A 26,119-nucleotide genomic window follows, 5' to 3' on the forward strand; every position below is an offset into this window, starting at 1 on the left:
CTTCAATGACCAAGGGATAGTGAAATGAGCTCTGACGACACCACCTTCCATGACCGCATGCTGTCGCTGGGTCTGGCCCGCGTTGCCGAACAGGCGGCGCTGGCCTCGGCCTCGCTGGTGGGCCGTGGCGATGAAAAGGCCGCCGACCAGGCCGCCGTGAACGCCATGCGCGAACAGCTGAACCTGCTGGACATCGCAGGTGTGGTGGTGATCGGCGAAGGCGAGCGTGACGAGGCGCCGATGCTATTTATCGGCGAAGAGGTCGGCACCGGCAAAGGCCCCGGCGTCGATATCGCGCTGGACCCGCTCGAGGGCACCACGCTGACCGCCAAGGACATGCCGAACGCGCTGACCGTGATCGCCATGGGCCCGCGCGGCTCGATGCTGCACGCGCCGGATGTGTACATGGACAAGCTGGCCATCGGTCCGGGCTATGAGCCGGGCGTGGTGATGCTGGACATGTCGCCCCGTGAACGGGTCGAGGCGCTGGCCAAAGCCAAGAGCTGTGATTCTTCCGACATAACCGTTTGCATTCTGGAGCGTCCGCGTCACGAAGCGATGATCTCTGAGGTGCGTGAAACCGGCGCCTCGATCCGGCTGATCACCGACGGCGACGTGGCCGGTGTCATGCACTGTGCGGAGGCTGAAGAGACCGGCATCGACATGTATATGGGCCAGGGCGGTGCGCCCGAGGGCGTTCTGGCCGCTGCCGCGCTGAAATGCATGGGCGGGCAGATTTTTGGCCGCCTCCTCTTCCGCAACGATGACGAGCGTGGCCGCGCCGCCAAGGCGGGCATCACCGATCTGGACCGAGTCTATGCCCGCGACGAGATGGTGACGCAGGACGTGATCTTTGCCGCCACCGGTGTGACCGGCGGCTCGCTGCTGCCGCGTATCAAACGCGAGCCAGGCTGGGTCGAGACCACGACGCTGCTGATGCGGTCCAAGACAGGGTCGGTCCGACGCATGTCTTATCGCACGCCGCTTGCGCCGCACCAGTAAGCGGCTTGCGCCGCTGCCTCCGGCGGGAGTATTTATAAAAAGATGAAGGGCCGGGTCCGCGATGGGCCCGGTCTTGGTACATTGGGGGACGCGGTGAGTTTTCTTGGGGTTGAGCAGTCACTGACCGGGCGGCGCTGGGTCGGGCCGTCGGTTGAGCTGGAGCGCGCGTCCGAGATGATGGCACAACAGACCAGCCTGCCGCGCGCGGTCTGTCAGGTGTTGGCCCGAAGGGGCGTTCCGGCGATGGAGGCCAAGGGGTTCCTGGCGCCGACGCTGAAGGAGTTGCTGCCTGATCCGCGCGGAATGAGGGATATGGAGGTCGCCGCCACGCGATTTCTGCAGGCGGTGCAGCGTAAGGAACGGGTCGCGGTCTTTGCCGATTATGACGTGGATGGCGGCAGTTCGGCGGCGTTACTGCTGGTCTGGCTGCGGCAGATGGGGCTGCAGGCGACGCTCTATGTGCCGGACCGGATCGACGAGGGTTATGGCCCCAATGTGCCCGCCATGCAGGAGCTTGCGGCGCGCCACGATCTGATCATTTGTGTTGATTGCGGCACGCTGAGTCATGAGCCCATCGCCGCCGCAGAGGAAGCGGATGTCATCGTTCTGGATCACCATCTGGGCGGCGAGACCTTGCCCGACTGCGTGGCCGTAGTGAACCCCAACCGGCAGGACGAAAGCGGCGATCTGGGCTATCTCTGCGCCGCCGGTGTCGTGTTCCTGATGCTGGTCGAGGCCGGGCGGCAACTGCGTGAGACCAGGGCGAAAGGGCCCGATCTGATGGCCCTGCTGGATCTGGTGGCGCTGGCCACGGTGGCCGATGTGGCGCCGCTGATCGAGGCGAACCGGGCGTTGGTGCGGCAGGGGCTCAAGGTGATGGCGCAGCGGCATCGGCCCGGGCTGGTGGCGCTGTCGGATGTGTCGCGGATGGATGCGGCACCAAGCTCTTACCATCTGGGTTTTCTGCTGGGTCCGCGCGTCAATGCGGGCGGGCGGATCGGCCAGGCGGATCTGGGCGCGCGGCTGCTGTCCACCGACTCGATGGTCGAGGCCGAAGCGCTGGCGCAACGGCTGGATGAGCTGAACACAGAGCGGCGCGAGATTGAAAACGCCGTGCGCGCCGCCGCACTTGAGCAGGCCGAGCAACGGGGGCTGGAGGCGCCGCTGGTCTGGGCGGCTGCTGACGGCTGGCACCCGGGCGTCGTCGGCATCGTCGCCTCGCGGCTCAAGGAGGCGGCCAACCGCCCCGCCATCGTCATCGGCTTTGACGGAGATGAGGGCAAGGGTTCGGGTAGGTCGGTCTCGGGTGTCGACTTGGGCGCGTCGATCCAGCGGCTGGCCGCCGAAGGGCTGCTGGTCAAGGGCGGCGGGCACAAGATGGCTGCCGGGCTGACCGTGATGCGGGACAAGCTGGAACCGGCGATGGAGCGTCTGTCAGAGCTGCTGGCCAAGCAAGGCGCCGGTCAGGGTGGGCCCGCTGACCTGAAACTCGACGGGGCGCTGATGCCCAAGGCCGCCACCGTCGACCTGATCGAACAGATCGAACAGGCCGGCCCGTTTGGTGCCGGCGCCCCTGCCCCGCGCTTTGCTCTGCCCGACCTCCAAGTGCGCTTTGCCAAGCGGGTGGGAGACTCGCATCTGAAACTCTCGCTGTCGGACGGGATGTCCGGCGGACTGGACGCCATCGCCTTTGGCGCCTTCGACGGCCCGCTAGGAGAGCGTCTGTCCAATCATGGCGGCGCGCGGTTCCATTTTGCCGGGCGGCTTGAGATCAACACATGGGGTGGCCGGCAAAGCGTTCAACTGCGTCTTGAGGATGTCGCAGACGCCGGAAATGGCTGAAAACATGGGCCCTCAGGAACCGCGCAAAAAACTTTCACCAAACCGCATTTTTCCGCTTGCGGGGTTGGGCGGTAATACGTAAAAGGCGCTCCACAAGCCAGCGTGGCCCGTTCGTCTATCGGTTAGGACGCCAGGTTTTCAACCTGGAAAGAGGGGTTCGATTCCCCTACGGGCTGCCACTTTTCTCCGCCTATCATGATAGCCTCACAGATCACGCTGTTTTTACGCGATGTTGCTGCCTCCATTGCGCGGGCAAGAAAAAACCCCCGGACCGATCCGGCCCGGAGGTTCTATTGCGCGTGCCGACCGGGTTAATCGCTCGGACTTTGCAGTGAGTTCGGATCGAAGGCCCCTCCGAAACCGCCATTGCCGCCGGACGGCTGCTCATCAGTATCGGTCTCTGGTGCGTCGTCCTCTCCCTCACCGCTTAGCGTGTTCGGAGCGAAGACATTGCCGAAGCCGCTGTTGTTGGACGGTTTCGGAGCAGACTGCTGCGCTTCGCCCTGTTCGGCCTGTTCGGCCTCACGTTGCTTGCGCTGCTCCTCGCGCTTTTTGCGCAGTTCCTGAATGCGCTTCTCGGCCTCAAGGCGCTTCTGCTCCTTGACGTCGGCGATGCACTGCGCAGGGCTGTAGACCGTCGCCGTGCCCACGACCGAGATCGTGGCGATGGCAAAGACCACCAGCACCACCGCAGCCGCGTTGCCGGTGAAGAAGCCGGGCAATCTGACCTTGCCGGTCATCTCACCTACCGTCGCCTGACGGCGCGCGGCGGCGACGACCTCCTTGCGCTTGATGCCCGCTTCGTTGAGCAGCGCAAAGAACACCGTCAGCACCACGATGATGAAGGCAAGCGCCGAGATCGCCGGGGTGATGCCGTAGCGCACCTTCTGCGCCAGTTCGATGGTAAGCGTCGGGTATTCGCCAAAGGTGAAGGTCGTGGTGTTGTAGTTCTCGAACGACGCCAGGAACGCCAACACCGCAGCCGAGGCAATCGCCGGACGCATGAAGGGCAGCAAGATCTTGCGGAACGCCTGCGCGTGGGTCGCGCCCAGATCCAGCGCCGCCTCGGTCAGCGCCACGTCATAACGCTGCAGCCGCGCCACCAGCACCAGCATGCAGTAGCTGGCGATGAAGGTGGACTGGCCGATCACCGTCAGGAAGATGCCGTTGGACAGGAAGCTATCCGCCCCCAGCCCCAGGAACCGGTTGATCCGGTCCCAGAACACCAGCGTCGAGATACCCAAGACCACGCCCGGGATCAGGATCGGTGCGATAATGATCGTGTAGTAGGTGGCGCGCAGCTTGGGCCAGATCTGGGTGAGCATCAGCGCCCCCGCCAGACCCATCGCTACCGACAGCACCACCGTGCCCAGCCCGATGATCAGCGAGTTCTTGATGCCATTCAGGATGCGCTGATCCTGAAACAGCGCGCTGAACCAGTCGAAGGTCAGGCATTCCCACGGCGTCGCCCGCGGGAACTCGGATGAGTTGAACGCGGTGACCGACATGATCACCAGCGGGCCCAGCAGATAGGCGAAGAAGATCGCGAGATAGACCCAGACGCTTACACGGAGGAAGGAAGTGTTCATTTCCCGATATCCCCCATGTTCACCTTGAACAGCCGCATCGCGGCGAGCACGAACAGGATACAGGTCACCAGCAGCACGATGGCGTAGGCAGCACCCTGCGGCCAGTCATTGTTGTCATTGAACTGCTGATAGATCAGCTGAGTGAACCACAGCGACGATGGCCCACCAAGGATCTGCGGCGCCGCCAGTGCGCCCGCGCTCAGCATGAACACCATCGTGCAACCCGAGCTGATGCCCGGCTTGGCGTAAGGCACGACCACCCGCCAGTGGATGCGCCACCAGGGCGCGCCCAGATCCCGTGCCGCCTCGATCTGGTTGTGATCCAGACTTTCGATCACGTTGTAGATCGGGAAGATCATCAACAGGATGTAGGCATAGCCCAGACCGGCATAGAGCGCGATGTCGTTGCGGATGAAGTCGAAGGGTGTGTCGAAGACACCCAGACCCACCAGCACCGTGTTCAGCACGCCGGTCTCGCCAAAGATGATGCGCAGCGCGAAAGCGCGCAGGATCTCGTTGATCCAGTAGGGGATGATCAGCATCAGCGCGAAGACGCGGATGTGATTGCCCTTGGTCTGACCCAGATAATAGGCAATGGGATAGCACAGGATCAGGTTGAAGATCGTCACACAGACCGCCGCGATCAACGTGCGGAAAAAGATCCTCAGATCCACCACGTTATAGTCCTGGCTGCCCCCCTCGGGGCCGTAGACAAGGTATTTGTAGTTCTCCAGCGTGTAGACGTCCTTGGGCCCGCCGATCTCGGGCGGCGGCAGGTTGGGACGGAACGAAAAGTCGAGCATCGACAGCTGCGGCAGGATGATCAGGCCGATGGTCCAGAAGAGGACCAGACCGAGGATCGCCAGCCCCATGCCGGTGCCGTTGCGGTTAAGAAACTCCTTGAGGAAGCCGGGCATTGTCAGGCCTCCTTATTCTGCGGCCAGTTCGCCCGCCGGAACGATCACCGCGTTGCGGGTCTCGTATTCCAGCGTGATCGCCTGACCGGTATGGGATTCGAAGGATTGGCCCAGGTTCGGGATCGACACCTTGATCTCCTTGCCGCCCTCGCCCTCGGTGAAGATGTTGAAGACGTTGCCCTCGAACTCTTCATGGGTGACCGAGGCGGTCACGAAATGATCACCGGTGGCGCCGTCGGGCGCGATGGCGAAAGCCTCGGGACGGATGAACATCATCGCCTCGTCCCCCTCTTTCATCTTGCCCTGATTGGCGGTCGAGATCCGCGCCACCAGATCGCCCGAACGGTTGGTGGTGATCAGCGCCTCGCTTCCCATGACCTGTTTAACCTTGCCGCGGAAGACGTTGTTTTCACCAACAAAAGAGGCCGCGAATGCGGTCGAGGGGTCGTTGTAGATGGTCTTGCCATCGGCGATCTGGTCGATCACACCGGCGCGCATCACGGCAATGTCGTCCGACATGGTCAGCGCTTCGCCCTGGTCATGGGTGATGTAGATAAAGGTGATGCCGACACGTTTCTGAATCTCGCGGAGTTCGGTGCGCATGTGCTGGCGCAGCTTGAGATCCAGCGCCGAGAGCGGCTCGTCCAGCAGAAGCACGTCCGGTTCGGCACAAAGCGCCCGGGCAATCGCCACCCGCTGACGCTGACCGCCCGACAACTCGCTGGGCAGCTTGTCGCCCTGATCCGGTAGCGCGATCATGTCCAGCAGCTCGTCGGCGCGCTTGCGGCGCTCGGCGCTGCTGGCGCCCTTGATCTCCATTGAGAAGGTGATGTTCTCCCACACCTTCATCAGCGGGAAAAGCGCCAGGTTCTGAAAGATCAGCGCAGTCGGGCGCTTGTTTGGCCCGATGCCCTTCATGTTGTTGCCGCCGATCAGGACATTGCCCTCGGACGGCTCGAGAAAGCCCGAGACCGCACGCAGGATCGTCGTCTTGCCGCAGCCCGAGGGCCCGAGGAACGAAAAGAAATCGCCCCCGTTGATGTTCACATTCGCGTCGCGCACGGCGACAAAATCTCCGAACCGGATCCAAAGGTTTTCCAGATCGACTCCGACCCCAGCACTCATCTTTGGGTTCTCCCTCGCAATGCGGTTCCGCTTGGTGCGACCGCATCTGTTTGTTGTCTTTGCGCGCGGCACATACAAAGAGGGCCCCCTGCGCACGCACAGGGGGCCCGCGTTCACCGCCGGTCAGGCGCTCTTGAACTTGTTGACGAACTCGGTCCGGACCTCGGCATACCAGGGTGCCTCGGCCGGCCACGGATTCAGGTTGGCCAGCGAGTCGCCGGGATAGGCCTCGGCAAAGTTCTTCTTGTAGACGTCGCCCGCGAAGGTATCAGCGCCCAGAACCGGCGAGTTGTAGCCGTGGCTGTCAATGGCCACGCCTGCGGGCTCCTTGCGATAGGCAAACTCAAGGAACGCATAGATCTGGTCCGTGTTGGCGGCACCGGTCGGCATCGAGATACCGTCGACCCACGCCATCGCACCCTCGACCGGGGCCTGATAATGCACCGGCTCACCGGCGGCCTTCAGTGCCAGTGGCGGGCCGTCCCAAGTCTGGCCCACGATCACGCCTTCGTTCAGCAGACCATTCTTCTGGGTGTCGGCATCGTTCCAGATTAGCTTGATGCGATCCTTGCGGGCAATGCACCAATCGGCCACCTGACCCCAGACCTTGCGCATGGTTTCCTCGTCGCCGTAAGCGGCCCAGATCGAGCCCGGCTCCATTTCGCCCGAGCGCTCCATGTAAAGGCCAGCGCCCAGCATCATCGAATGCGCGCGGCCCATGGTCTTGCCCGCGTTCTCTTCCGACCAGACGTCGCCGTAAGACGGTGCGTCGCCCTCGGGCAGCCACTTGTCGGTGCGATAGGCGATGCCCTCGGTGCCCCAGATATGCGGCAGCCAGTGCACGCCGTTGCCGCCGAAGTTCCACGCGTCGGTGCCGATCTTGGCCATTGCCGGGTTCACCGCGTCGACATTGACCTTGCCCATGTCGAAGGGCTGCAGTAGCTCCAGCGGTTCCCACTGAAGCGAGCGGTTGTTGGTCGGCGACACGATGTCGAAACCCTGACCCTTGGTGGCCTTCATCTTGTTGATGATTTCCTCGTTCGAACCGATGCCTGTGTAGTTCACCTTAATGCCGGTTTCGCTCTCGAACTCGGAAATGAAAGACGGCGGAAGGTAGTCCGACCACATCAGGATGTTGATCTCACCCGAGGATGCCAGCGCGCTCTTGGAATAAAGCGGTGCGGCCAGTGCCGCAGCGCCAGCCCCCTTCAGAACCGAGCGGCGGGTTACAGTTGATTTTACAGCCATTAGTTACTCTCCCGTTTTTGGACTGATTTGGCGTTGTTTTTCTTGGTTATACGTGAAGTCTTTGCGGTGCTTTCTACTCTCCTAAAGTGACAGTTTCATATTTTGGTAGGTCCAGATGCGATCACCCGTTTTTTGCCGGAGTCTTGGGACCGGCGCAGCCGCCGAATTGGCGCGCTTTGTCTTTGCATGGTCCTAAAACCATTGCTGAAACGCAGTTTCAGGCCTTTTGTGCCGACGGGTCATCTCGCAGGTCAATCTCACGTCTGCTTCCCCCTGATGTGACTGCGCGACCGCCGTTTCCTGTCGCTCCCGGCGCATTGGCCTGACAGCAAAGCAGGTGGTCCGGCATCACCGTACCAATCTAGCACATTTTTCGGCCGTATCGCGGTCCGGCGCGACCTCCTGCGAGGTAACAGCGACCGGCCCCCGAGCCTCAGACCGCCATGCCGATCAGTGCGACGCCCAAGGCCATCAGAACTGCTGCTCCCAGCCGCCGCATCCAGTTGCCTTCCTTGAGGAAGATGAACCCGATCAGCGCAGCAAAGATCACCGAGGTTTCCCTGAGCGCCGACACCGCTCCGAGCGGCGCGAAGTTCTTGGCATATAGCACCAGCCCGTACGCCGTCATCGACACCAGTCCGCCGACAATGCCGGTCATCCAGACCTTGGCGGGCAGTTGCGCCAGAACGGCGCGTTTCCGGATACCCACGAAACCGGCGATGAAGAGGTGCAAAAAAGCGCCCCAGGCCCAATAGCTGAGCGTATTGCCCGACAGCCGTACCCCGATTCCGTCCACCACCGAATAGATCGAGATGCAGAACCCGGTGCCCAGCGCAAAGCCCAGTGCCACCCGGCCGACGCCCGAGCGCAGCGCCTTCCAACTGCTCAGTTGGATGCCTAGGGCGATCAGGGCGATCCCACCCCAGGCCTGCCATGGCAGCACCTCGCCCACCAGGACCATCGCCCAGAGCGATACCAGCGCGGGCACGATGCCGCGTGCGATGGGATAGACGACACTCAGATCTCCATGCTGATAGGCCTTGCCCAGCATGAAGTAGTATCCGAAATGCACCACGGTCGAGAGCAGGATGTAGGGAAAGCTCTCGGCACTGGGCAGCGGCAGCAGTATCACCATGATCCCGGCGGGGATGACATGGCCAAAGGCTACAAGCCCCAGCGTGGTGGTCCGGTCGGCCGCCGTTTTCACGATGGCGTTCCAGACGGCGTGCAGCAGCGCCGCCGACAGGATGATGGCGATGACGAAGAATGTCACGTGCGGGCCTTTCGCGCGAGGAAGGACCGGCCGTCAACGCGGGCCGGTTGGTCAGATCGTATGTCAGGCCGCCGGTCACAGCGCCGCGTCGAAGAGGCCGGTCAGGTTCTCTTCGGTCAGTTCGATCGGGTTGCCGCCGCAGGACGGATCAATGATCGCGCCTTTGACGAGTTCCGGGATCGCCCTGGCTGTCACGCCCAGATCCGAGAGCTTGCGCGGGATGCCGAGGCTGTCGTTGAACTCCTGCACGAAGGCGCGGAAGCCATCAAAGCCACCGCCGATCCCCAGATAGGCCGCTGCAGTGTCGAAGCGGGCGGCAATGGCAGACGCATTGAAGTCGAGCACCGCAGGCATGCAGACCGCGTTGGTGGTGCCGTGATGAGTGTTGAAATGCGCGCCTACCGGATGGCTCATGGCGTGGATTGCGCCAAGGCCTTTCTGGAAGGCGGTAGCCCCCATTGCCGCCGCGCTCATCATCTGGGCGCGGGCCTCGATATCAGTGCCGTTGGCATAGGCGCGCGGCAGGTAGTCTTTGACCAGCCGCATCCCCTCCAGCGCAATGCCCTGAGACATCGGGTGGTAATGCGGGCTCGAGAACGCCTCGACGCAATGCGCAAAAGCGTCAAGCCCGGTGCCGGCAGTGATGAATTTCGGCATCCCCACCGTCAGCTCCGGATCGCAGATCACCACGGTCGGCAAAACCTTGGGATGGAAGATGATCTTCTTGGCGTGGGTTTCGGAATTGGTGATCACGCTGGCGCGGCCCACCTCCGAGCCCGTGCCGGCTGTTGTCGGCACCGCGATGATCGGTGCGATGGCGTCGGCGTCGGCGCGGGTCCACCAGTCGCCGATATCCTCAAAATCCCACACGGGCCGCGTCTGGCCGGCCATGAAGGCCACCATCTTACCTAGATCCAGACCCGAGCCGCCGCCGAACGCGACTACCCCGTCATGGCCGCCCGCCTTGTAGGCCGCGACCCCTGCGTCGAGGTTCTGTTCGTTCGGGTTCGGGTCCACATCGCTGAACAGACCCCGGCCCAGGCCAGCGGCCTCCATGATATCCAGAGTCGCCTTGGTAATCGGCAGATCGGCCAACCCCTTGTCGGTGACCAGTAGGGGGCGCTTCATGCCCGCCGCTGCACAGGCCTCGGGCAGTTCCCGGATGCGGCCTGCGCCGAACTTGATCGCGGTCGGGTAGGACCAGTTTCCAACAAGGCTCATGGTGTCACCTTCTTCAGATGGTAGGATTTGGGACGGGTCAGGTTGTGATAGCCGATGACGGACAATCCACCGCCGCGCCCGGTATTCTTGCAGCCGGTCCAGCAGAGGCCCGGGTCCAGATAATCGGCCCGGTTCATGAACACGGTGCCGGTTTCAATCTGGTCGCCGACCCGTGCCGCACGATCCACGTCGCGGGTCCAGAGGCTGGCCGTCAGGCCGAACTCGCTGTCATTCATCAGCGCAATCGCCTCTTCGTCCGAGGACACTTTCATGATGCCCACAACCGGGCCAAAGCTCTCATCCCGCATCACCCGCATGTCATGGGTGACGTTTGTCAGGATCTGCGGAGTCAGATAGGCCCCGCCATCATCCTCGGCGAATGTGTCAATATGGGCCACGGCGCCGGCCTCGACCGCCTCTGCGATCTGGGCCCTCACCTCATCGGCAAAGCGCACATTGGCCATCGGGCCAATCGTGGTGTCGCTGTCCAGCGGATTGCCTAGCTTATAGCCCTTCACGATCTCCACCGCCTTGGCGAGGAAATCGTCATGGAGGCTTTCATGCACGTAGATCCGCTCGATCCCACAGCAGCACTGACCCGAGTTGAACATCGCCCCATCGATCAGCGTATCGACCGCTGCATCCAGATCGGCGTCTTCCATCACATAGCCCGGGTCCTTGCCGCCCAGCTCGGTGCCCACACCGATAAAGGTGCCCGCCGCCGCACGCTCCATCGCCTGACCGCCCCCGACCGAGCCGGTGAAGTTCACGAAGTCGAACGCATTGCCCGCAATCAGCTCATTGGTCACGCCATGGGTCAGGAACACGTTCTGGAACACATCTTGGGGCACGCCCGCCCCATGGAAAGCCTGCGCCATGCGCTCGCCCACCAGCAGGGTCTGCGTGGCGTGTTTCAGGATCACCGTGTTGCCCGCGATCAGCGCCGGCGCCACCGTGTTGATCGCTGTCATGTACGGGTAGTTCCAAGGCGCTACTACAAAGACCACTCCATGCGGGATTCGCTTGATATAGCGCTTGAACGTCTCATCCTCACCCACGGCGATATCGGCCAAAGACGTTTCAGCAATCTCCGCCATGTGACCGGCACGTTCGTTGAAGCCGCCAAACTCGCCGCCGTAGCGCACCGGGCACCCCATCATATGGGCCAGTTCCGGCACGATCTCGCCATTCATCGCGCCCACAGCGGCCACGCCCGCCATCACCAGATTGATCCGCTCCTGCAACGGACGCGCGGCCCATTCCGCCTGCGCCGCCCGCGCCCGCACCGCAGCCTCGAACGCCGCCTCACGCGACAAGGTTCCGCGCTCGGCAAACACCGACCCGTCGATCGGTGAGATACATTTCAGTGTCTGGGCCATCCCAACCTCTTGACTGTTCGCAGGGCACGCCCTGCTTCATCTTTTTCCAAATACTCTCGCCGAAGGCCTCCGGGCGCGCCGCGCCCGGACCCGCCGGTTCACGCCCGCTCAAATCCGCGGGCCACTTCCCAATCGGTCACCACGCGCTCGAATTCCTCGATCTCCACCTCGGCGGCGCGGGTGTAGTGATCGACCACGTCATCCCCCATCGCTGCCCGCAGCATGGCCGAGCCGTCCAATGCATCGCGCGCGTCCTTCAGCGTGCCGGGGATCATTCCCGTCTCGCCCTGATAGACATCGCCCTTGGCGGGCGGCTGCAACTCCAGCCCCTCCTCGATCCCCGCGATCCCTGCAGCCAGCATCCCGGCCATGGCGAGATAGGGGTTCATGTCCGAGCCCGGAATCCGGCACTCGATCCGCACCGCCTTGGTGCCTTCGCCGCACAGGCGGAACCCGGCGGTGCGGTTGTCCACCGACCAGATGATCCGCGTCGGCGCGAAGGTGCCCTTCATGAACCGCTTGTAGCTGTTGATGTATGGCGCCATGAAATAAGTGTAATCGGCGGCGTATTTCAGCAGACCGGCCACATAGCGCTTCATCAGCGCTGACATGCCCAGATCGTCGCCCTCGTCGTAGAAGGCGGGCTTGCCGTCCCGCCACAACGACTGGTGTACGTGCGAAGAACTGCCCACCTTGTCGTGATGCCATTTCGGCAGAAAGGTCGCGGCGTGCCCATGCTGCCAGGCGATTTCCTTCACCGCGTTCTTCGCGATCGAGTGATACTCGGCCGTGTCCATCGCAGGCGCGTATTTGATGTTCAACTCTTCCTGCCCGGTCTCGGCTTCACCTTTCGAGTTTTCGACCGGTATCCCCGCATCCCACAGATGGTTGCGGATCGGGCGCATCACATGCTCTTCCTTGGTGGTCTGCAGGATGTGGTAATCCTCGTTATAGCCCGAGATCGGCTCCAGATCGCGAAAGCCTTCCCCACGGATCTGATCAAAGCTTTTTTCGAACAGGAAAAACTCCAGCTCGGTCGCGGCCATGGCGTCATAGCCCGTGCCCTTCAACCGGTTCACCTGGCGTCTCAAGATCGCGCGCGGAGAATGCGGCACCTCTTCATGCGTATGATGATCCAGCACGTCGCACATCACCATCACCGTGCCCTCTAGCCACGGCACCGGGCGCAGGGTTTCGAGATCGGGTTTCATGACGTAATCGCCATAGCCCCGCTCCCAACTGGTTGACGCATACCCGTCGGGCGTGCCCATCTCCAGATCGGTGGCCAGCAGGTAGTTGCAGCAATGGGTCTCTTCCCAGGCACCGGCCACGAAATGACCGGCGTGAAAGCGTTTGCCCATCAGGCGGCCCTGCATGTCGACCATGCAGACCAGAACCGTATCCACCTCTCCGGCGGCCACCTGCGCCCTGAGGTCCTCAAAACCGAGAGTTCCGCTCACGATGCCTCCTCCTTGATCGCGATTTCTTTCAGCGCCGGGTCGAGCAGCGCCAGAATGTCCTGTGCCATTGCGGCAACCTGTTTGTCTGTGCGCAGCAAATCGTTGCGTACTTCGAGCATCACATTGGCCAGCCCCCGACCAAGCGCGTGCAACCGCAGCGAATGGGTGACCCCATCCGCAGGGCCATAAGGTTCATTGCGTTCGGTGTGGCGGTGCGGGACGTGGTCCACATGATCGAGCATGGCATCGACCAATCGGCTGTCCTCATCGTGCAAGAGGCCCAGCTCTACCGCCCGTGGCTGGCCGAAATAGACCGGTGTGAAGGAATGTACAGTCACCAGCACCGTCTCGGGTCCGCGCGCATCGAGCACCTGCGCGACCGCCTTGCAAAAAGGCGCGTAGATCGCTGCGGCGCGCGCATCGCGCGCCTGTTGGCTGAGCCCCACGTTGCCCGGCACCCCGATCGTTTCCGATCTCTCCGGCGTGGCGCTGGCCGCCTCGGGCGGGCGGTTGCAGTCGTAGACCAGCCGCGACACGGTCGAGGCCACAACCGGCGCGTCCAGCGCCCGTGACAAGCGCAACGTCAGCGTCCGCGCGCCCGGGTCCCAGGCAGCATGGCTGGCACGATCCGCCTCAGACAGGCCCAACCCGTCATACTCCGCCGGAATACGGTTGCTGGCATGTTCGCACAGCAGAACCACCCGGCCCCTGCCCGCCGCATTCAGAACCTCGACCGGAGCCGTCATCCTTTGACCTCCGCATCTGGGCTATCTTCCATCTGCGGCATTTCTTCGATCAGCCGCGTCTCCAGCAGCTGGCCGTTGCGATAGAGGATCGGATAGGCCACGGCGGCGATATGGCTGTTGAACTCGCGGAACGCACGCAGGGTTTCCAGATGGATATCACTGGTCTCAAAGCTCTCGGTGGTTCCGTGCTGCAGGCGCTTGAGGTGGCGCTTGCGGCTATCGCGTTCGGCCCGCTTGATCTCGGTTTTCTCAAGGCTCAACAGCCGGGCACTTTCCAGGTCGTCCGAGATCAGCACGTTCGATGCCAGCTTCATATTGGCCAGAATACTCTCATGCATCTCAACCAATTCCGACCAGCCGTCCTTTGAGAACGAGGCGCCCTTCTTGCGCATGTCCCCCGCCAGCACGGTCAGGCGCTTGGCCACCACATCGCCCGCAGTTTCCAGCCGGATGGCGTATTCCATCAGATCCCGCGCCACCTTGGCGTTTTCCTTGCCAAACTCCTCCGCCGGAATGGCGGCGACGAACTTCCGCACGCCCGAGAGGCAATCATTCACGTCCTCATCGACATCCCGGACTGTGCGGATCTGCTCCTTGTCGCCGCTGCGATAAAGCTCCAGCGACGGTCGAAACATCGCCTCGACCAGATCACTCATCCGTAAGAGTTCGCGTTTGAGGCTTGAGAGCGCTTGGCTGGGGCTGCCGATATTGCGCAGGTCCAGCGCGCTGGCGGGGCGGCCCGGCTGCAGGGTCGCATCGGCGTTCTTCGGTTCGGGCAGCAACTGTTCAAACGGCGCGCGCAGGCGGGCGCAGAACGGCAGGGCCAGCACCAAGAGCGAGGCGTTAAACGCCAGATGCGCGTTGACCAGCATCTGCCCACCCTGCAGATCGCCCAAAAGCCCGTTGCGCAGCGCCATGTTCGCGGCAAACAGGGTGACCACTGCCCATGTGCCGCGCAGCGCCAGATTGGCGAAGGGGATACGCCGCGCTGGCAATTCCATGCCCCGCGTCAGCCACGCCGGAATGAAGGCCGAGCCGAAATTGGCGCCCAGTACCAGCGAGAGGCCGGCTGCGAACGGGATGGCGTCAATCTGCACCAGCGTCACGCACATCAGGATCACCGCAACCGAGGAATGCATGACAAAGGCCAGCGCGCCACCCACTAGAAACGCGGTGATGTAGTCGCGTGCCAGATACCCGGCGATGGCAGGCAGAAAGGCGCTGTCGCGGATCGGGTCCATCGCCTCACGCAGAAAGCGCAGTGAGATTAGGATGAAGGCAATCCCCATCAGGATGCGCCCCATCTGGCGTGGCCGCTTGGCCTCGGTCTTGACGAAAAGATAACCGCCCACCGCCAGCAGCATCGGCACCAGCCAGTCCAGCCGGAACGACAGGATCTGGATGATCAGGGCCGAGCCCAGATCGCCGCCCAGCACGATGGCCAGCCCGGCCGGAAAGCTCAGCATCCCACCGGCGGCAAAGCCCGAGGTCAGCAGCGCCACCGCCGCCGAGCTTTGCAGCACAATGGCCATCACGATGCCCACAAGGCTGGCCTGCGCATAGCTACGCTGCCCGGTCATCACCCGCTGGAACGAAGCGCCATAGCTGCGCTCGATCCCCGTGCGCACCATGCGCACGGCGTAGAGCAGCAGCATCGTCGCTCCGGCAAGGCTTATGAGGAAACTGACGATCGCCATGGCCTACCCACACACCAGTTCCAGCATCTCGGCATGCAGTTCCGGCGTCGCCGCCGAGATCACACGGCCATCCGAACTCAGGTTCAGGGGCTTGCAGTCCCAATCGGTCATTACTCCGCCTGCGGCTTCGACAACCGCTAGAACCGGAAGGAAATCATAGGGTTGCAGGTCATAGTCGATTACCGCATCCACATGCCCCGCCGCCAACAGGGCGTGCGGATAGCAGTCATAGGCAAAGCGCCGGGTCTGCCCCGACCGCATCAGCCGGTCGAACAGCGCCGGATGGTCACGGTGGATCTTGTCGCCCTCGTTCACGAACAGGATTGAACGGTCCAGCCGGGTCTTGTCCGACACGCGAACAGGCTCGCCATTCAGTGTCGTCCCCTGCCCCTGCACGCCCAGAAACACCTCACCCAGCGCCGGCATGCCGATCACACCGAGCTGCGGTACGCCATCCACCAGATGCCCCAGCAGAAAACCGAATAACGGATGACCGGACAGGAACGAGCGCGTCCCGTCGATGGGGTCGATGATCCAGACATGCTTGCGGTCCAGCCCTTCGATCCCATGCTCTTCGCCAAAGACGCCGTGTTCGGGAAAATGCTCTGCCAGATACGCGCGCACCTGCGCCTCGACGCCCTTGTCGGCTTGCGTTACCGGGCTTTCATCGGCCTTGAACTCAATTCCCAGACGGCCACGGAAGTAGCCGCGGGCCGCCTCGGCGGCAAGCTCGGCCATCTGCGCTGCATGCGCCGCATAATCATTTCTTACCAGCACGGCTTTCTGCTCCGGTCGCCAAATGAATCTTGATCCCCCAGTCTCTGAACGCTGCCGCCAGTTCACCCTCGGGCGCCTGATCCGTCACCATGTCGTGCACCCGGCGGGGGTCAGGGCCGCAATAAGGGGCTGTCTCGCCATATTTGAAATGCGCCACGGCGACCAAGGACCGCTCGGCGCTGTCGGCAACAACCGACGCGAGATCGGCTTCGGCGGCGCTTAAGTACAGGAACCCCTGACGGGCCGAAATTGCATCCGTGCTCAAAACCGCAAGGTCGAATGCAAATCGCCGCGCCTGCCGGTGCGTGACGTGCCCGAACGATCCCCGCTCATCACTTTGCATTTCACCGCCTAGCAGATGCACCCGGTTGTTGTTCACACCGACCAGTGTCTGCGCCACTCCGATGGAATTCGTGACAACGGTCAGATTGCTGCGCTGACGCAGTTCTTCGGCAACAAAGGCCGTGGTCGAGCCGACATCCAGAAACAGCGTCATGCCTTCGCGCACCATTGAGGCGACTTTTGCTCCGATCAGACGCTTTTCGTCAGAGTGCTGAGCAATCCGGCGGAAAAAACTCGGGTCGCCCTGGGTGCCTGCCAGATAAGCGCCGCCATGCACCCGCTCGATTGCCCCGGATTTCGACAGCGCCTTGATAGTACGCCGCACGGTCTCTTCGGACACGTCCAGTGTCTTGGCCAGATCCGAATTCCGCGCGGCACCGCCCAAACGGCGCAACACATCCAGCAACTCCAGCTCACGATGGGTATGAGGTGCCCGCTTTTTCACATCTTTCCCCAAAAAATCCAAATCTTCCCACATGAAGACACGGGAATCGGTCAACGATCAAGCGTTTTTGCCGATTCTGCCTGCAGTCAGGGGTTTTTGACCTAAGATGCGACTGGGCTACGTGAGGGCCCAGCGTATCTAAACGCTCGAACAATAGGGTTGATCAGCGGCATATGTCACCGGTGATCCGGTCAAGATTTAAGCCGGATGCTCAGCGGATCGAACGGTACCTGCGGTAGTATAATCGCAGACCGCCGGCGCCCGAGGATTTCGACCTCCAACTGATCCCGCGCGGTTCGGTCGCGCAGATATGCCAAAGCCAGCGTTTTGTCCGTGCGATGTCCGTAAGCCGCCGATGTGACCACGCCGACGATTTGGTCGCCCCGCATGACGCTGTGAGCGTAGTATGGGTCGACATCGCCTGCCTCGATATCAAGCAAGACCATGTCCCAGCGGTCATCGGCACCCATCCGGTTTGTCAGCGCTGCTTTCCCGATGAAGTCATGGTCCAGCCTGATCAGAAAACCGACGCCCGCCTCTTCGGGCGTCCGCTCGGTCGTGAGGTCCGAACCCCAGGCCCGGTAGCCCTTTTCCAACCGCATCGCATTCATGGCATATGCACCGAACAACCCCAACCCGTGGGATTTGCCTGCCGTCTCAAGGGCCAGAAACAGCTCCTGCATCCGGTACACGGCGACGTGCAACTCCCACCCCAACTCGCCGACATAGGACATGCGCAGAGCCCGGACGGGAATGCCGGCAACAGTGATTTCGCGCACCGAGAGCCAGGGAAACCCAGGACTCAGATCGGCAGTTGTCAGCGCTGCAAGCACGTCCCGGGACTTCGGCCCCATAAGGCCCAGCACTCCGAAATCCTCGGTGACGCGGTGGAGGGTCACGTCGAAGGCGTCGGCATGGGTGCGCAGAAGGTCATCGTCCACATCCTCGGCGGCAGCAGCGGAAGTGAGATAGAAATGATCCGCGGCCAGAGCGCTGACCGTGAACTCGGATCGTACCCCACCCGCAGGTGTAAGCGCATGCGTCAAGGCGATGCGCCCCGATACGGGTGCGCGATTGGTTCCTAAAGCGTCAACAAAGCGGCGCGCGTCCGGTCCACTCACTTCGAATTTCGAGAAGACGGACATGTCGGCCAGTCCGACGGCGTCTGTCACCGTGGCGCATTCCTGAGCAACCGGTTGGAACCAGTTCGACCGGCGAAAACTCGGTACGGCCTCGTCGCCGGGCCGGTCGCCGAACCAGTTGGGGCGTTCCCAGCCAAAGGCGGCACCCATCACGGCGCCGCGCTCCAGCAGCAGATCATGTATGGGCGATACACGTTTGTTGCGGGCGGCAGGGCGTTCTTCGTGCGGATAATGCACCCCGAATTGCAGGCCAAAACATTCGACCGCCTTCTTCACCCGATAATCGCGGTCAGCCCAGCTGCCGAAACGGCGACTGTCCACCGCGAGCGCGTCCATGGGCGGGGCGTCATGGGTCATCCAGTGCGCCAGAAACCAACCGGCGCCGCCACCTTCCATCACCCCCATGCTGGATCCGGTCAACAGCCAAGCGTTTGGCAGGCCATGCGCCGGGCCGATCAGCGGGTTGGCGTCCGGTGTGAAGGTGATCGGACCGTTCACGACCGATTTGATGCCACCGGTTCCAAGCGCGGGAATACGTTCCATCGCAGCCATGATGATGTGCTCGACCCGGTCCAGATCGGGCGGCATCAGATCGGCGCCGAAATCCGGTGGGCAGCCATCGACCGACCAGGGTTGCGCCTCTTTTTCATAAGGCCCGAGGATCAGCCCGTCGCGCTCCTGCCGGACATACCAGCTTTCTTCCGGGTCACGGATCATCGCCAATTCGGGCTGACCCTGCTCGGCCCGCTCGGCCACCGCCGAAACCGTATCCGTCACCAGATACTGGTGCAGGACCGGCACCGACGGGATATTCAGCCCAATCATATGGCCGACCTCCCAGCCCCAGGTTCCCGCTGCATTGACGATATGTTTCGCGCGAACCGTGCCTTTTTCGGTCTCGGCAATCCAGATACCGCCTTCGCGCCGGATCGAGGTTACCGGGTTGTACCGCAGGATCGTTGCGCCATTTTTGCGCGCAACTCTGGCCATCGCATTGGTCGCCAGCGAAGGGTCCACGTGACCGTCATCGGGCTCGTATATCCCGCCCAGCAGGCCCTCAGTCCGCGCCAGCGGATGCAGGCGTTCGATGTCATCTACGGTCAATATCTGCAGGTCGTAGCCGGTAAACCGGCTGAGGCCTGCCACATGCGCAAATTCATCCATCCGGTCGGGATTCGAGGTGATCCGCATCGCGCCCGAGCGGTGGAACCCGCAGGTATCACCGGTTTCGGCCGGAAGAATGTCGCGATACAGCCTGACGGATGCGGCGCGTAGTTCTTGAATGGTCGGGTTGTGGGCGAAGTGAGTGCACAACCCGGCGGCGTGCCAGGTCGAGCCATGGGTCAGGTCGTTCTTTTCGGTCAGAACCACGTCGCCCCAGCCGAGCTTGGTCAGATGATACATGAGCGAGACACCCATGACGCCGCCGCCGATAATCAGGATCTGAGCATCGGTCGTTTTCATCCGCGCATCCTTTTACCTGCGGGATCGAATGTAGACCGCTTCATCGCATGAGCCTTGTGAAACGTCCCCGCGATTTCAATCTCGAAGCTCCGGTCGCATGTGGCCGAGATATCTTCGCCCGGCGCGATCACAATCAGCCCTAAAGCCAAGGTTTGGCCCGTTCGCGCACCGCGCGCGCCGCTTGTCGTCAGACCAACCACGCGCCCGCCCTCCCATATCGGTTCGTCATGCAAAACCAGCGGATGCGAAGGGATATCGAACAACACCAGTTTGCGCGTTAGCCCCTGCGCTTTCTGGGCAGCCAATGCTGCACGTCCCAGAAATCGCTTGTCCAGGTCGACGGCAAAACCGAGCCCCGCCTCCAGCGGGGTGATCTCGGGGCCCAAATCGTGACCCCAATGCCGGAACCCTTTCTCGATCCGGCAGGCGTCCACTGCGAAATGCCCCAAAGGCCGCGCCCCACGATCATAGAGCGCATCGAACACCGGACCGGCTTGGTTGGCGTCAATGGAGAGTTCCCACCCCAGTTCACCGACAAAGCTGAGCCGCGTCGCTGTGACCGGCTGGCTGGCAACAGTGACGTCCCGGGACGTCGAGAACGGGAATGCGTCCCAATCATCGGGCGACAGAGATTTGAGAAATTCCCGAGACCCCACCCCCATCACACCGATCACAACCTCGGCTTCGGTCACATCCTCTATCTTCACATTCTTACCGGTGGCGTGGCGGCGCAGCCAGGCGAGGTCCTTGCGCCGGGTCGCAGCACCAGATGTCATGCGAAAACGATCCGCAGCGACGCGAACAATGGTGACATCCGCCTCGATCCCACCTTTTGCATTGGTCAACGGGGTGTACACCGCCTGCCCCACCGGAACATCCAAATTGGCGTTGGCCAGATACTGCATGAGCGTCAGGGCATCCGGCCCCCGAATGTCGAACTTGCTGAACGGGGACAGATCGATCAGCGCGATGCCATCCTGCATCTGCGCCGCCTCGCGCACGGCAATCGGGTGCCAGGGCTGGTCGCCCACCGAGTAAGACAGATTGCGCTCGTCTTTGTTCTGCGCATACCACAGGCCACGCTCCCACCCGGCGGTCAGGCCGAACTGCGCGCCCGCCGCCTGCCACCGGTCATGCAGTGCGGATTTGCGCAATCCCCTCCCCGCGCCGGGCTGCTTGAAGGGCCAGTGCAGGGCGAACGCGTCGCTGACGGCTTCTTCCATGCGGGTTTCGATATGATCCCTGTCTGCAGTCAACGGGTCGACCCGGGCGATATCGACCTCCCAAAGATCCATCGGCAGTTCGCCAAGAAGCATCCAGTCGGCCAAGGCGCGTCCTATGCCCGCCGAGCTCATGACACCGACCGAATTCATGCCCGCCGCCACAAACAGCCCGTTCACTTCCGGTGTCTGACCAATCAGGGGTTTGGTGTCTGCGGTAAAACTCTCGGGCCCGTTCATGAAATGCTGAATGCCAGTCTCGGCTAAGGCTGGGATCAGATCCAGAGCGCCTTCCATGAACGGCATGAACTGATCCCAGTCTTCGGGTAGTTCCAGAAACGGGCGGTCACCCTCCGGTCCGAAGGCATCCCAGATCTTGGCATTGGGCTCAAAGCCGCCGATCACCAGCTTGCCCGCGTCGCCCTTGACGTAAAAGCCACGGTCCAGATCGCGCAGCACCGGGTATGGATGCGGGATACCCGCCATCGGCTCGGTGACCACGTACATGTGCTCGACCGCCTGCAGCGGCAGCGCAACACCCGCGTTGTCAGCCAGACGTTTCGACCAGGCGCCCGCACAAAGTGCAACCTGATCGGCCGGAAGCTCGGACCCGTCGGCCATCCGAACGCCCTTGGCCGACCCATTCTCGACCAGCAATTCCGCAACCTGGGCGTTTTCGCGGATTTCAACCCCCTTGGCCCGCGCCGCCTTGGCGTAGGCCATGCACAGATCGACCGGATTTACATTGGCGTCTTCTTCGACATGCAATGCACCGACCACACCGTTCAGGTGCAGGCCCGGCACGTCGATCTGCCCGGGCTCCAGAATGGAGGGCGTCAGACCGAGATGCCGGCCCAAGGACCCTATCCGGTGCAACTCATCCATTCGCGCGACATCGCGCGCCAGCCAATACCCGCCGGTTTGCCGATACCCTGTCGAGAGACCACATTCCTGTTCGAGCCTGGGAAACAATTCAAGCGCATACATCGCCAGTCTGGTCATGCCGGGCGTGGCCCGCAACGGTCCGACAATCCCCGCCGCATGCCAGCTTGTCCCACTGGTCAGCTGGTTGCGCTCCAAAAGCACGACTTTCGCACGTCCGGCCAGGTGATAGGCCAAGCTGAGCCCGATAATCCCGCCCCCCACGATGATGATTTGCGTCATGCCCAAAACCTTGCGTCTTTCGGGCAGGATTGACTTCGGCTTATCTCAAGCACAAGAATTCACGCAAAAAATAAGAAAAACTAATGAAGCCGAGAACCAAATGAAGAAACAGCAGTCGGAAGCGGAGATAAACCTGTTCCGGGCGCTTGAAGTTTTCATGGCTGTTTCCGACACGCGCCATATCACGCTGGCCGCATCCGCCCTTGGCATGACGCAGTCGGCAGTGTCGCAACAGATAAAAAAGCTCGAACAGGCGCTAAACACGCAGCTCTTCGACCGGGCACACCGCCCGGTGGAATTGACTCATGCGGGCGAGCTTCTGCGTCGCCGTGCCTTTCGCATTCTCAACGAGGTCGAGGATCTGCGATCGGATCTGCGCCATATGCAATCCAGTTCGCTGCCGATCCTCAGGGTCTCCATGCTGGCCTCCATTGCCACCACCCTGACGACCGGAATTCACGAACTCGTACATGACCGGCTGAACATTCCGGAGCTTAGCCTGGCCGCCGGTCTAGCGACGGACCACCAAATTGCCCTCGATGCCCGTCAGACCGACATCGCCATCACCTCGGACCCGCAGTTCGATCTGACCGATTACGACTGCATCCCGATTCTTGAGGAGCCCTTTTTTCTCGTCCTGCCAGAGAGTTACGACGGCCAAACAGATGACATGCAGCAAATCGCCCAACGCCTGTCCTTTGTGCGTTTCAGTTCGGACGCACCGGTTGGCCGCCGTACCGATCAGCACCTGCAACGCTGCCGCCTGGACCTGCCCCGCTCGATGGAGGCCGACCGCGCCTCGATGGTTGTTGCAGGCGTGAACACCGGAAAATGCTTTGCCATCCTCAGCCCCACCTTGTTGATCGACGCCGTTGCCGAAGGGATGAACCTACGCATCGAACCGCTCCCCTTCGCGGGCTTCAAACGCTCGATCCTCGCGGTCCATCGCAGCGGCGATCTGGGAGACATCCCTCAGCAGCTTGCCGAGGAAAGCGGTCGCCTGCTGCGTCTGAGTTTCGAAAAGCTGCTGCCGCAAGTTGCTGAGCAGGTCATTTACCAGACCTAATCAGGAACATTATTCGTGCTAATGTTGCCCGGTTTGGCTATTCCGACAATGGGTTCCCTGCAATGTTTTTACCGTCACGTCCATGCGGGGAAAAATGACGGCAGGAGAATCCAGACGCGCTGGCCGACAGGCTCGTATGGCCGCCCGAGCAGCCGGGGCCGACGTCTACGCGCCATACACGATCCGCAAGATCGGCAAGGTCAGCCTGATAGACGAGGACGCCGTCGCCATCATCGAACACAACGCCGACCGCATCCTGGACGAGATCGGCATGGAGTTCAGAGGAGACGCCGAGACACTGAAGTTGTTCAAACGTCACGGCGCGCGGGTAACGGGCGAGCGCGTGCGCTTTGACCCTGGCTGGTGCCGCGACAGGATCAAAACCGCTCCACCGGTGTTCACGCAGCACGCACGCAACCCGGAACGCTCGGTCCAGATCGGCGGCGATGCACAGGTTTATGCGCCGAGTTTCGGCCCGCCCTTTGTGCATGACATGAAAAACGGCCGCCGCTATGCGACGATGGAGGACTTCAGGAACATCACCAAACTGCACCATCAGCTTGGCGCCATAAATCACTCGGGCGGGGTTGTGGTGGAGCCGGTGGATATCCCGGTCTCCATGCGTCACCTGCACATGGCCCATGCCCATCTCACCCTGAACGACAAACCGTTCATGGGGGCGGTGACGGCGCCAGAAAGGGCCCGCGACACGATCAAAATGTGCCGCATCGTCATGGGGAGGGAGTTCGTCGACCGGAATTGCGTGCTCTATTCGGTGGTCAACACAAACGCCCCGCTGGTGATGGATGAAACCATGCTCTGGGCGCTCAAGGAATATGCCCGCGCCGGGCAATGCACTGTGGTATCGCCTTTTGTCCTTGGCGGTACGATGTCTCCGGTGACGGTTGCTGCCACCCTGTCGCAAGTTCTGGCCGAGGTGATGGCCGCGGTGGCCCTGATCCAGTTGATCCGTCCAGGTGCCCCGGCCGCCTTCGGCACATTCTTTTCGCCGATCAGCCTGAGAACCGGCGCACCTACGTTCGGCACCCCAGAAGGAACCCAGTTCCAGATGTGCGCAAAAACCCTGGCCGACAGGCTCGGCTTGCCCTTCCACTCGGTCGGGGGGCTGACCGCGTCCAAGGTGCCCGACGCGCAGGCCGGTTACGAAAGTCAGGCGCAGTTGATGGGGGCGGCGATGGCGGGGGTGAATTTCATCATCCATGCCACCGGCTGCCTCGAAGGGCTGCTGACCACGGGTTACGAAAAGATCGTGATGGATGCGGACCGCTGCTCGGCCATGCAACGTTTTGCGCAAGGGGTCGATTTCTCGGAAGCGGCTCAGGCGATGGATGCGTTTTTCGAGGTTGAGCCCGGCGGCCATTTCCTTGGCGCGCAGCATACCCGGGACAATTTTGAAACCGCCTTCTGGATGGGCGAGATGTCCGACAACAAGACGTACGAACAGTGGCGGGCCGAGGGAGCGCGATGGCAGCATGACCGCGCCAGCGCCCGGGTCCGGCAACTGATCAACGAGTATGAAGCACCGCCGATGGATATCGGAATTCGAGAGGCGCTGGATGATTTCGTTGCACGGCGCAGCCGGGAAATCGAAGGAGGTAACACGTGAGCCTGCAGACAGACTGGACCCTGGACGAGACCGCGCGACGGCGCGGCACCTACTATGCCGCCTCGCAGCGCAGGTTCGTCCCCTTCAATGAGCCAATGGTGTTCAGAAAGGGGTCGATGCAGTACCTCTGGGACGCGGAAGGCCGCAAATACATCGACCTGCTGGGCATGAACGTCTGTATTTCCGTGGGCCATAGTCACCCTAAGGTCGTGGCTGCCGCAATGGAACAGGCGCAGGAACTGACCCATTGCACCGCCATGTTCTATCACCCTGTGCCTGCGCATTTTGCCGAGGAACTGGCCGCTGCCATGCCCAATCCGAATGGCAATATCGAATGGGTGGTGCACTTCACCAATTCCGGGTCCGAGGCGGTCGACCTCGCCATGACCATGGCCCGCGGCTATACCGGAAATCTCGATCTGCTGGCCCTTCGGTCGGCCTATCACGGCCCAACCGCCGCGGCCCAGTCGGTCACCGGAATATCGGGCTGGCGACATCCCGGCATGCCGGGCAATGTCGCTTTCGTGCCCGACCCGAACCAGTATCGCGGTATCTTCGGGGAAAATGCCGGGGCGGGTCCTTACCTGGATGAGATCGACCGCACGATCCACGCTGCAACCTCTGGTCAGGTCGCGGGCATCATCATCGAAAGCGTGCAGGGTTACGGCGGCATCATTGAGATGCCCAAAGGGTACATGTCCGGCGCCGCCGAGCGTGTCCGCGCCAGGGGCGGACTGCTGATCGCGGATGAGGTTCAAGCCGGCTTTGGCCGCACCGGTGAGCATATGTGGGGGTTCGAAGCCGACGGCGTCATCCCCGACATCGTGGTCATGGCCAAGGGGATCGGCAACGGCTTCCCCCTTGGCGCAGTGGTCGCGCGCAAGGAGATTGCCGCGCCGATGGCGGAGAAGTTCATGTTCCACACCTATGGGGCCAATCCAACCTCTTGTGCTGCAGGCCGTGCGGTTCTTCAGGTGATCAAAGAAGAGAAAGTGCAGGAAAACGCCCGGGTCGTCGGTGCAGCGCTTCTGGAACGTCTTCACCAGTTGAAGGAGAACCACCCCGTCATCGGGGATGTTCGCGGGCGCGGCCTGATGCTGGCCATCGAAATGGTCAAGGACCGCAACACCAAGGAGCCTGACCCGCAAACCACGGCTGCCGTGTTCGAGGCCTGCCGCGAAAGCGGGCTTATCCTGTCAAAATCCGGCCCGTACCAGTCCTGCCTGCGTCTGGTGCCACCGATGTGTTTGTCTGCGGCAGATGTCGATCAGGTATACGAAGGGCTGGACAGGGCATTTGGTCGGTTGGCAGGCTAGACCGGTTTTTTCCCGTAAAGACTGCCTGCAAACCTGACCGCCGCACAGGCCGCATGG

Annotated in this window: 19 protein-coding genes and 1 tRNA gene; 6 read left to right on the top strand and 14 right to left on the bottom strand. The window is 62.1% G+C overall.

Features of this window, described 5'->3' with window-relative positions; all coding sequences use genetic code 11:
* Positions 1-24: 24 nt before the first annotated feature.
* From glpX to GOX53_RS06585, 3 genes are all read left to right on the top strand, one after another.
* The gene (gene glpX, locus GOX53_RS06575; protein WP_171174602.1) at positions 25-1,002 is read left to right on the top strand and encodes a class II fructose-bisphosphatase; all 978 of its coding nucleotides are present in this window, start codon (positions 25-27) and stop codon (positions 1,000-1,002) included.
* Between the two features lie 93 nt (positions 1,003-1,095).
* Complete coding sequence (gene recJ, locus GOX53_RS06580; protein WP_171174853.1) at positions 1,096-2,844, top strand: single-stranded-DNA-specific exonuclease RecJ; 1,749 nt, start codon at positions 1,096-1,098, stop codon at positions 2,842-2,844.
* A gap of 104 nt (positions 2,845-2,948) precedes the next feature.
* A tRNA-Glu gene (locus tag GOX53_RS06585) sits at positions 2,949-3,023 on the top strand.
* Positions 3,024-3,155: 132 nt separating this feature from the next.
* Here the strand turns inward: GOX53_RS06585 and GOX53_RS06590 are convergent.
* From GOX53_RS06590 to GOX53_RS06655, 14 genes are all read right to left on the bottom strand, one after another.
* On the bottom strand, positions 3,156-4,433 hold the full coding sequence (locus GOX53_RS06590) for an ABC transporter permease (protein WP_171174603.1): 1,278 nt from the start codon (positions 4,431-4,433) through the stop codon (positions 3,156-3,158).
* Positions 4,430-5,350 carry an ABC transporter permease gene (locus tag GOX53_RS06595; RefSeq protein WP_171174606.1) on the bottom strand — a complete coding sequence of 307 codons (921 nt, stop codon included), beginning with the start codon at positions 5,348-5,350 and terminating at the stop codon, positions 4,430-4,432. The genes GOX53_RS06590 and GOX53_RS06595 overlap by 4 nt, the downstream gene beginning before the upstream one ends.
* A 12-nt stretch (positions 5,351-5,362) precedes the next feature.
* On the bottom strand, positions 5,363-6,475 hold the full coding sequence (locus GOX53_RS06600) for an ABC transporter ATP-binding protein (protein WP_171174608.1): 1,113 nt from the start codon (positions 6,473-6,475) through the stop codon (positions 5,363-5,365).
* Positions 6,476-6,598: 123 nt separating this feature from the next.
* A complete protein-coding gene (locus tag GOX53_RS06605; protein WP_171174610.1) occupies positions 6,599-7,723 on the bottom strand; it encodes an extracellular solute-binding protein in 1,125 nt (374 codons plus the stop codon).
* A 433-nt stretch (positions 7,724-8,156) separates the two neighbouring features.
* Positions 8,157-8,996: a DMT family transporter gene (locus GOX53_RS06610; protein WP_171174611.1), complete on the bottom strand. Its 840-nt coding sequence runs from the start codon at positions 8,994-8,996 to the stop codon at positions 8,157-8,159.
* A 75-nt stretch (positions 8,997-9,071) separates the two neighbouring features.
* Complete coding sequence (locus GOX53_RS06615) at positions 9,072-10,217, bottom strand: iron-containing alcohol dehydrogenase (protein WP_171174613.1); 1,146 nt, start codon at positions 10,215-10,217, stop codon at positions 9,072-9,074.
* On the bottom strand, positions 10,214-11,596 hold the full coding sequence (locus tag GOX53_RS06620) for an aldehyde dehydrogenase family protein (RefSeq protein WP_171174615.1): 1,383 nt from the start codon (positions 11,594-11,596) through the stop codon (positions 10,214-10,216). The genes GOX53_RS06615 and GOX53_RS06620 overlap by 4 nt, the downstream gene beginning before the upstream one ends.
* A gap of 98 nt (positions 11,597-11,694) precedes the next feature.
* Positions 11,695-12,981 (bottom strand): glutamine synthetase family protein, encoded by a 1,287-nt coding sequence (locus GOX53_RS06625; RefSeq protein WP_254446493.1) that lies wholly within the window; start codon positions 12,979-12,981, stop codon positions 11,695-11,697.
* A gap of 71 nt (positions 12,982-13,052) precedes the next feature.
* A complete protein-coding gene (locus GOX53_RS06630) occupies positions 13,053-13,802 on the bottom strand; it encodes an N-formylglutamate amidohydrolase (RefSeq protein ID WP_171174619.1) in 750 nt (249 codons plus the stop codon).
* Entirely contained in the window at positions 13,799-15,499 is a 1,701-nt protein-coding gene (locus tag GOX53_RS06635) for a Na/Pi cotransporter family protein (protein ID WP_171174621.1), read from the bottom strand. The genes GOX53_RS06630 and GOX53_RS06635 overlap by 4 nt, the downstream gene beginning before the upstream one ends.
* A gap of 3 nt (positions 15,500-15,502) precedes the next feature.
* On the bottom strand, positions 15,503-16,276 hold the full coding sequence (locus tag GOX53_RS06640; protein WP_371810259.1) for an inositol monophosphatase family protein: 774 nt from the start codon (positions 16,274-16,276) through the stop codon (positions 15,503-15,505).
* A complete protein-coding gene (locus GOX53_RS06645; RefSeq protein WP_371810260.1) occupies positions 16,260-17,063 on the bottom strand; it encodes a DeoR/GlpR family DNA-binding transcription regulator in 804 nt (267 codons plus the stop codon). The genes GOX53_RS06640 and GOX53_RS06645 overlap by 17 nt, the downstream gene beginning before the upstream one ends.
* Positions 17,064-17,254: 191 nt before the next feature.
* A complete protein-coding gene (locus tag GOX53_RS06650) occupies positions 17,255-19,669 on the bottom strand; it encodes an FAD-dependent oxidoreductase (protein ID WP_171174623.1) in 2,415 nt (804 codons plus the stop codon).
* Complete coding sequence (locus GOX53_RS06655; protein ID WP_171174625.1) at positions 19,666-22,053, bottom strand: FAD-dependent oxidoreductase; 2,388 nt, start codon at positions 22,051-22,053, stop codon at positions 19,666-19,668. The genes GOX53_RS06650 and GOX53_RS06655 overlap by 4 nt, the downstream gene beginning before the upstream one ends.
* Before the next feature lie 100 nt (positions 22,054-22,153).
* Between GOX53_RS06655 and GOX53_RS06660 the strand changes: the two genes are divergently transcribed.
* The 3 genes from GOX53_RS06660 (at position 22,154) to GOX53_RS06670 (ending at position 26,062) form a co-directional block, all read left to right on the top strand.
* Entirely contained in the window at positions 22,154-23,119 is a 966-nt protein-coding gene (locus tag GOX53_RS06660) for a LysR family transcriptional regulator (RefSeq protein WP_217351678.1), read from the top strand.
* An 82-nt stretch (positions 23,120-23,201) separates the two neighbouring features.
* Positions 23,202-24,746, top strand: a complete 1,545-nt coding sequence (locus GOX53_RS06665; RefSeq protein WP_171174629.1) for a trimethylamine methyltransferase family protein — start codon at positions 23,202-23,204, stop codon at positions 24,744-24,746.
* Entirely contained in the window at positions 24,743-26,062 is a 1,320-nt protein-coding gene (locus tag GOX53_RS06670) for an aspartate aminotransferase family protein (protein WP_171174631.1), read from the top strand. Before GOX53_RS06665 ends, GOX53_RS06670 begins: the two co-directional genes overlap by 4 nt.
* Positions 26,063-26,119: the final 57 nt, after the last annotated feature.

It is taken from the genome of Ruegeria sp. HKCCD8929 (genome assembly GCF_013031405.1).
GTDB lineage: Bacteria > Pseudomonadota > Alphaproteobacteria > Rhodobacterales > Rhodobacteraceae > Ruegeria.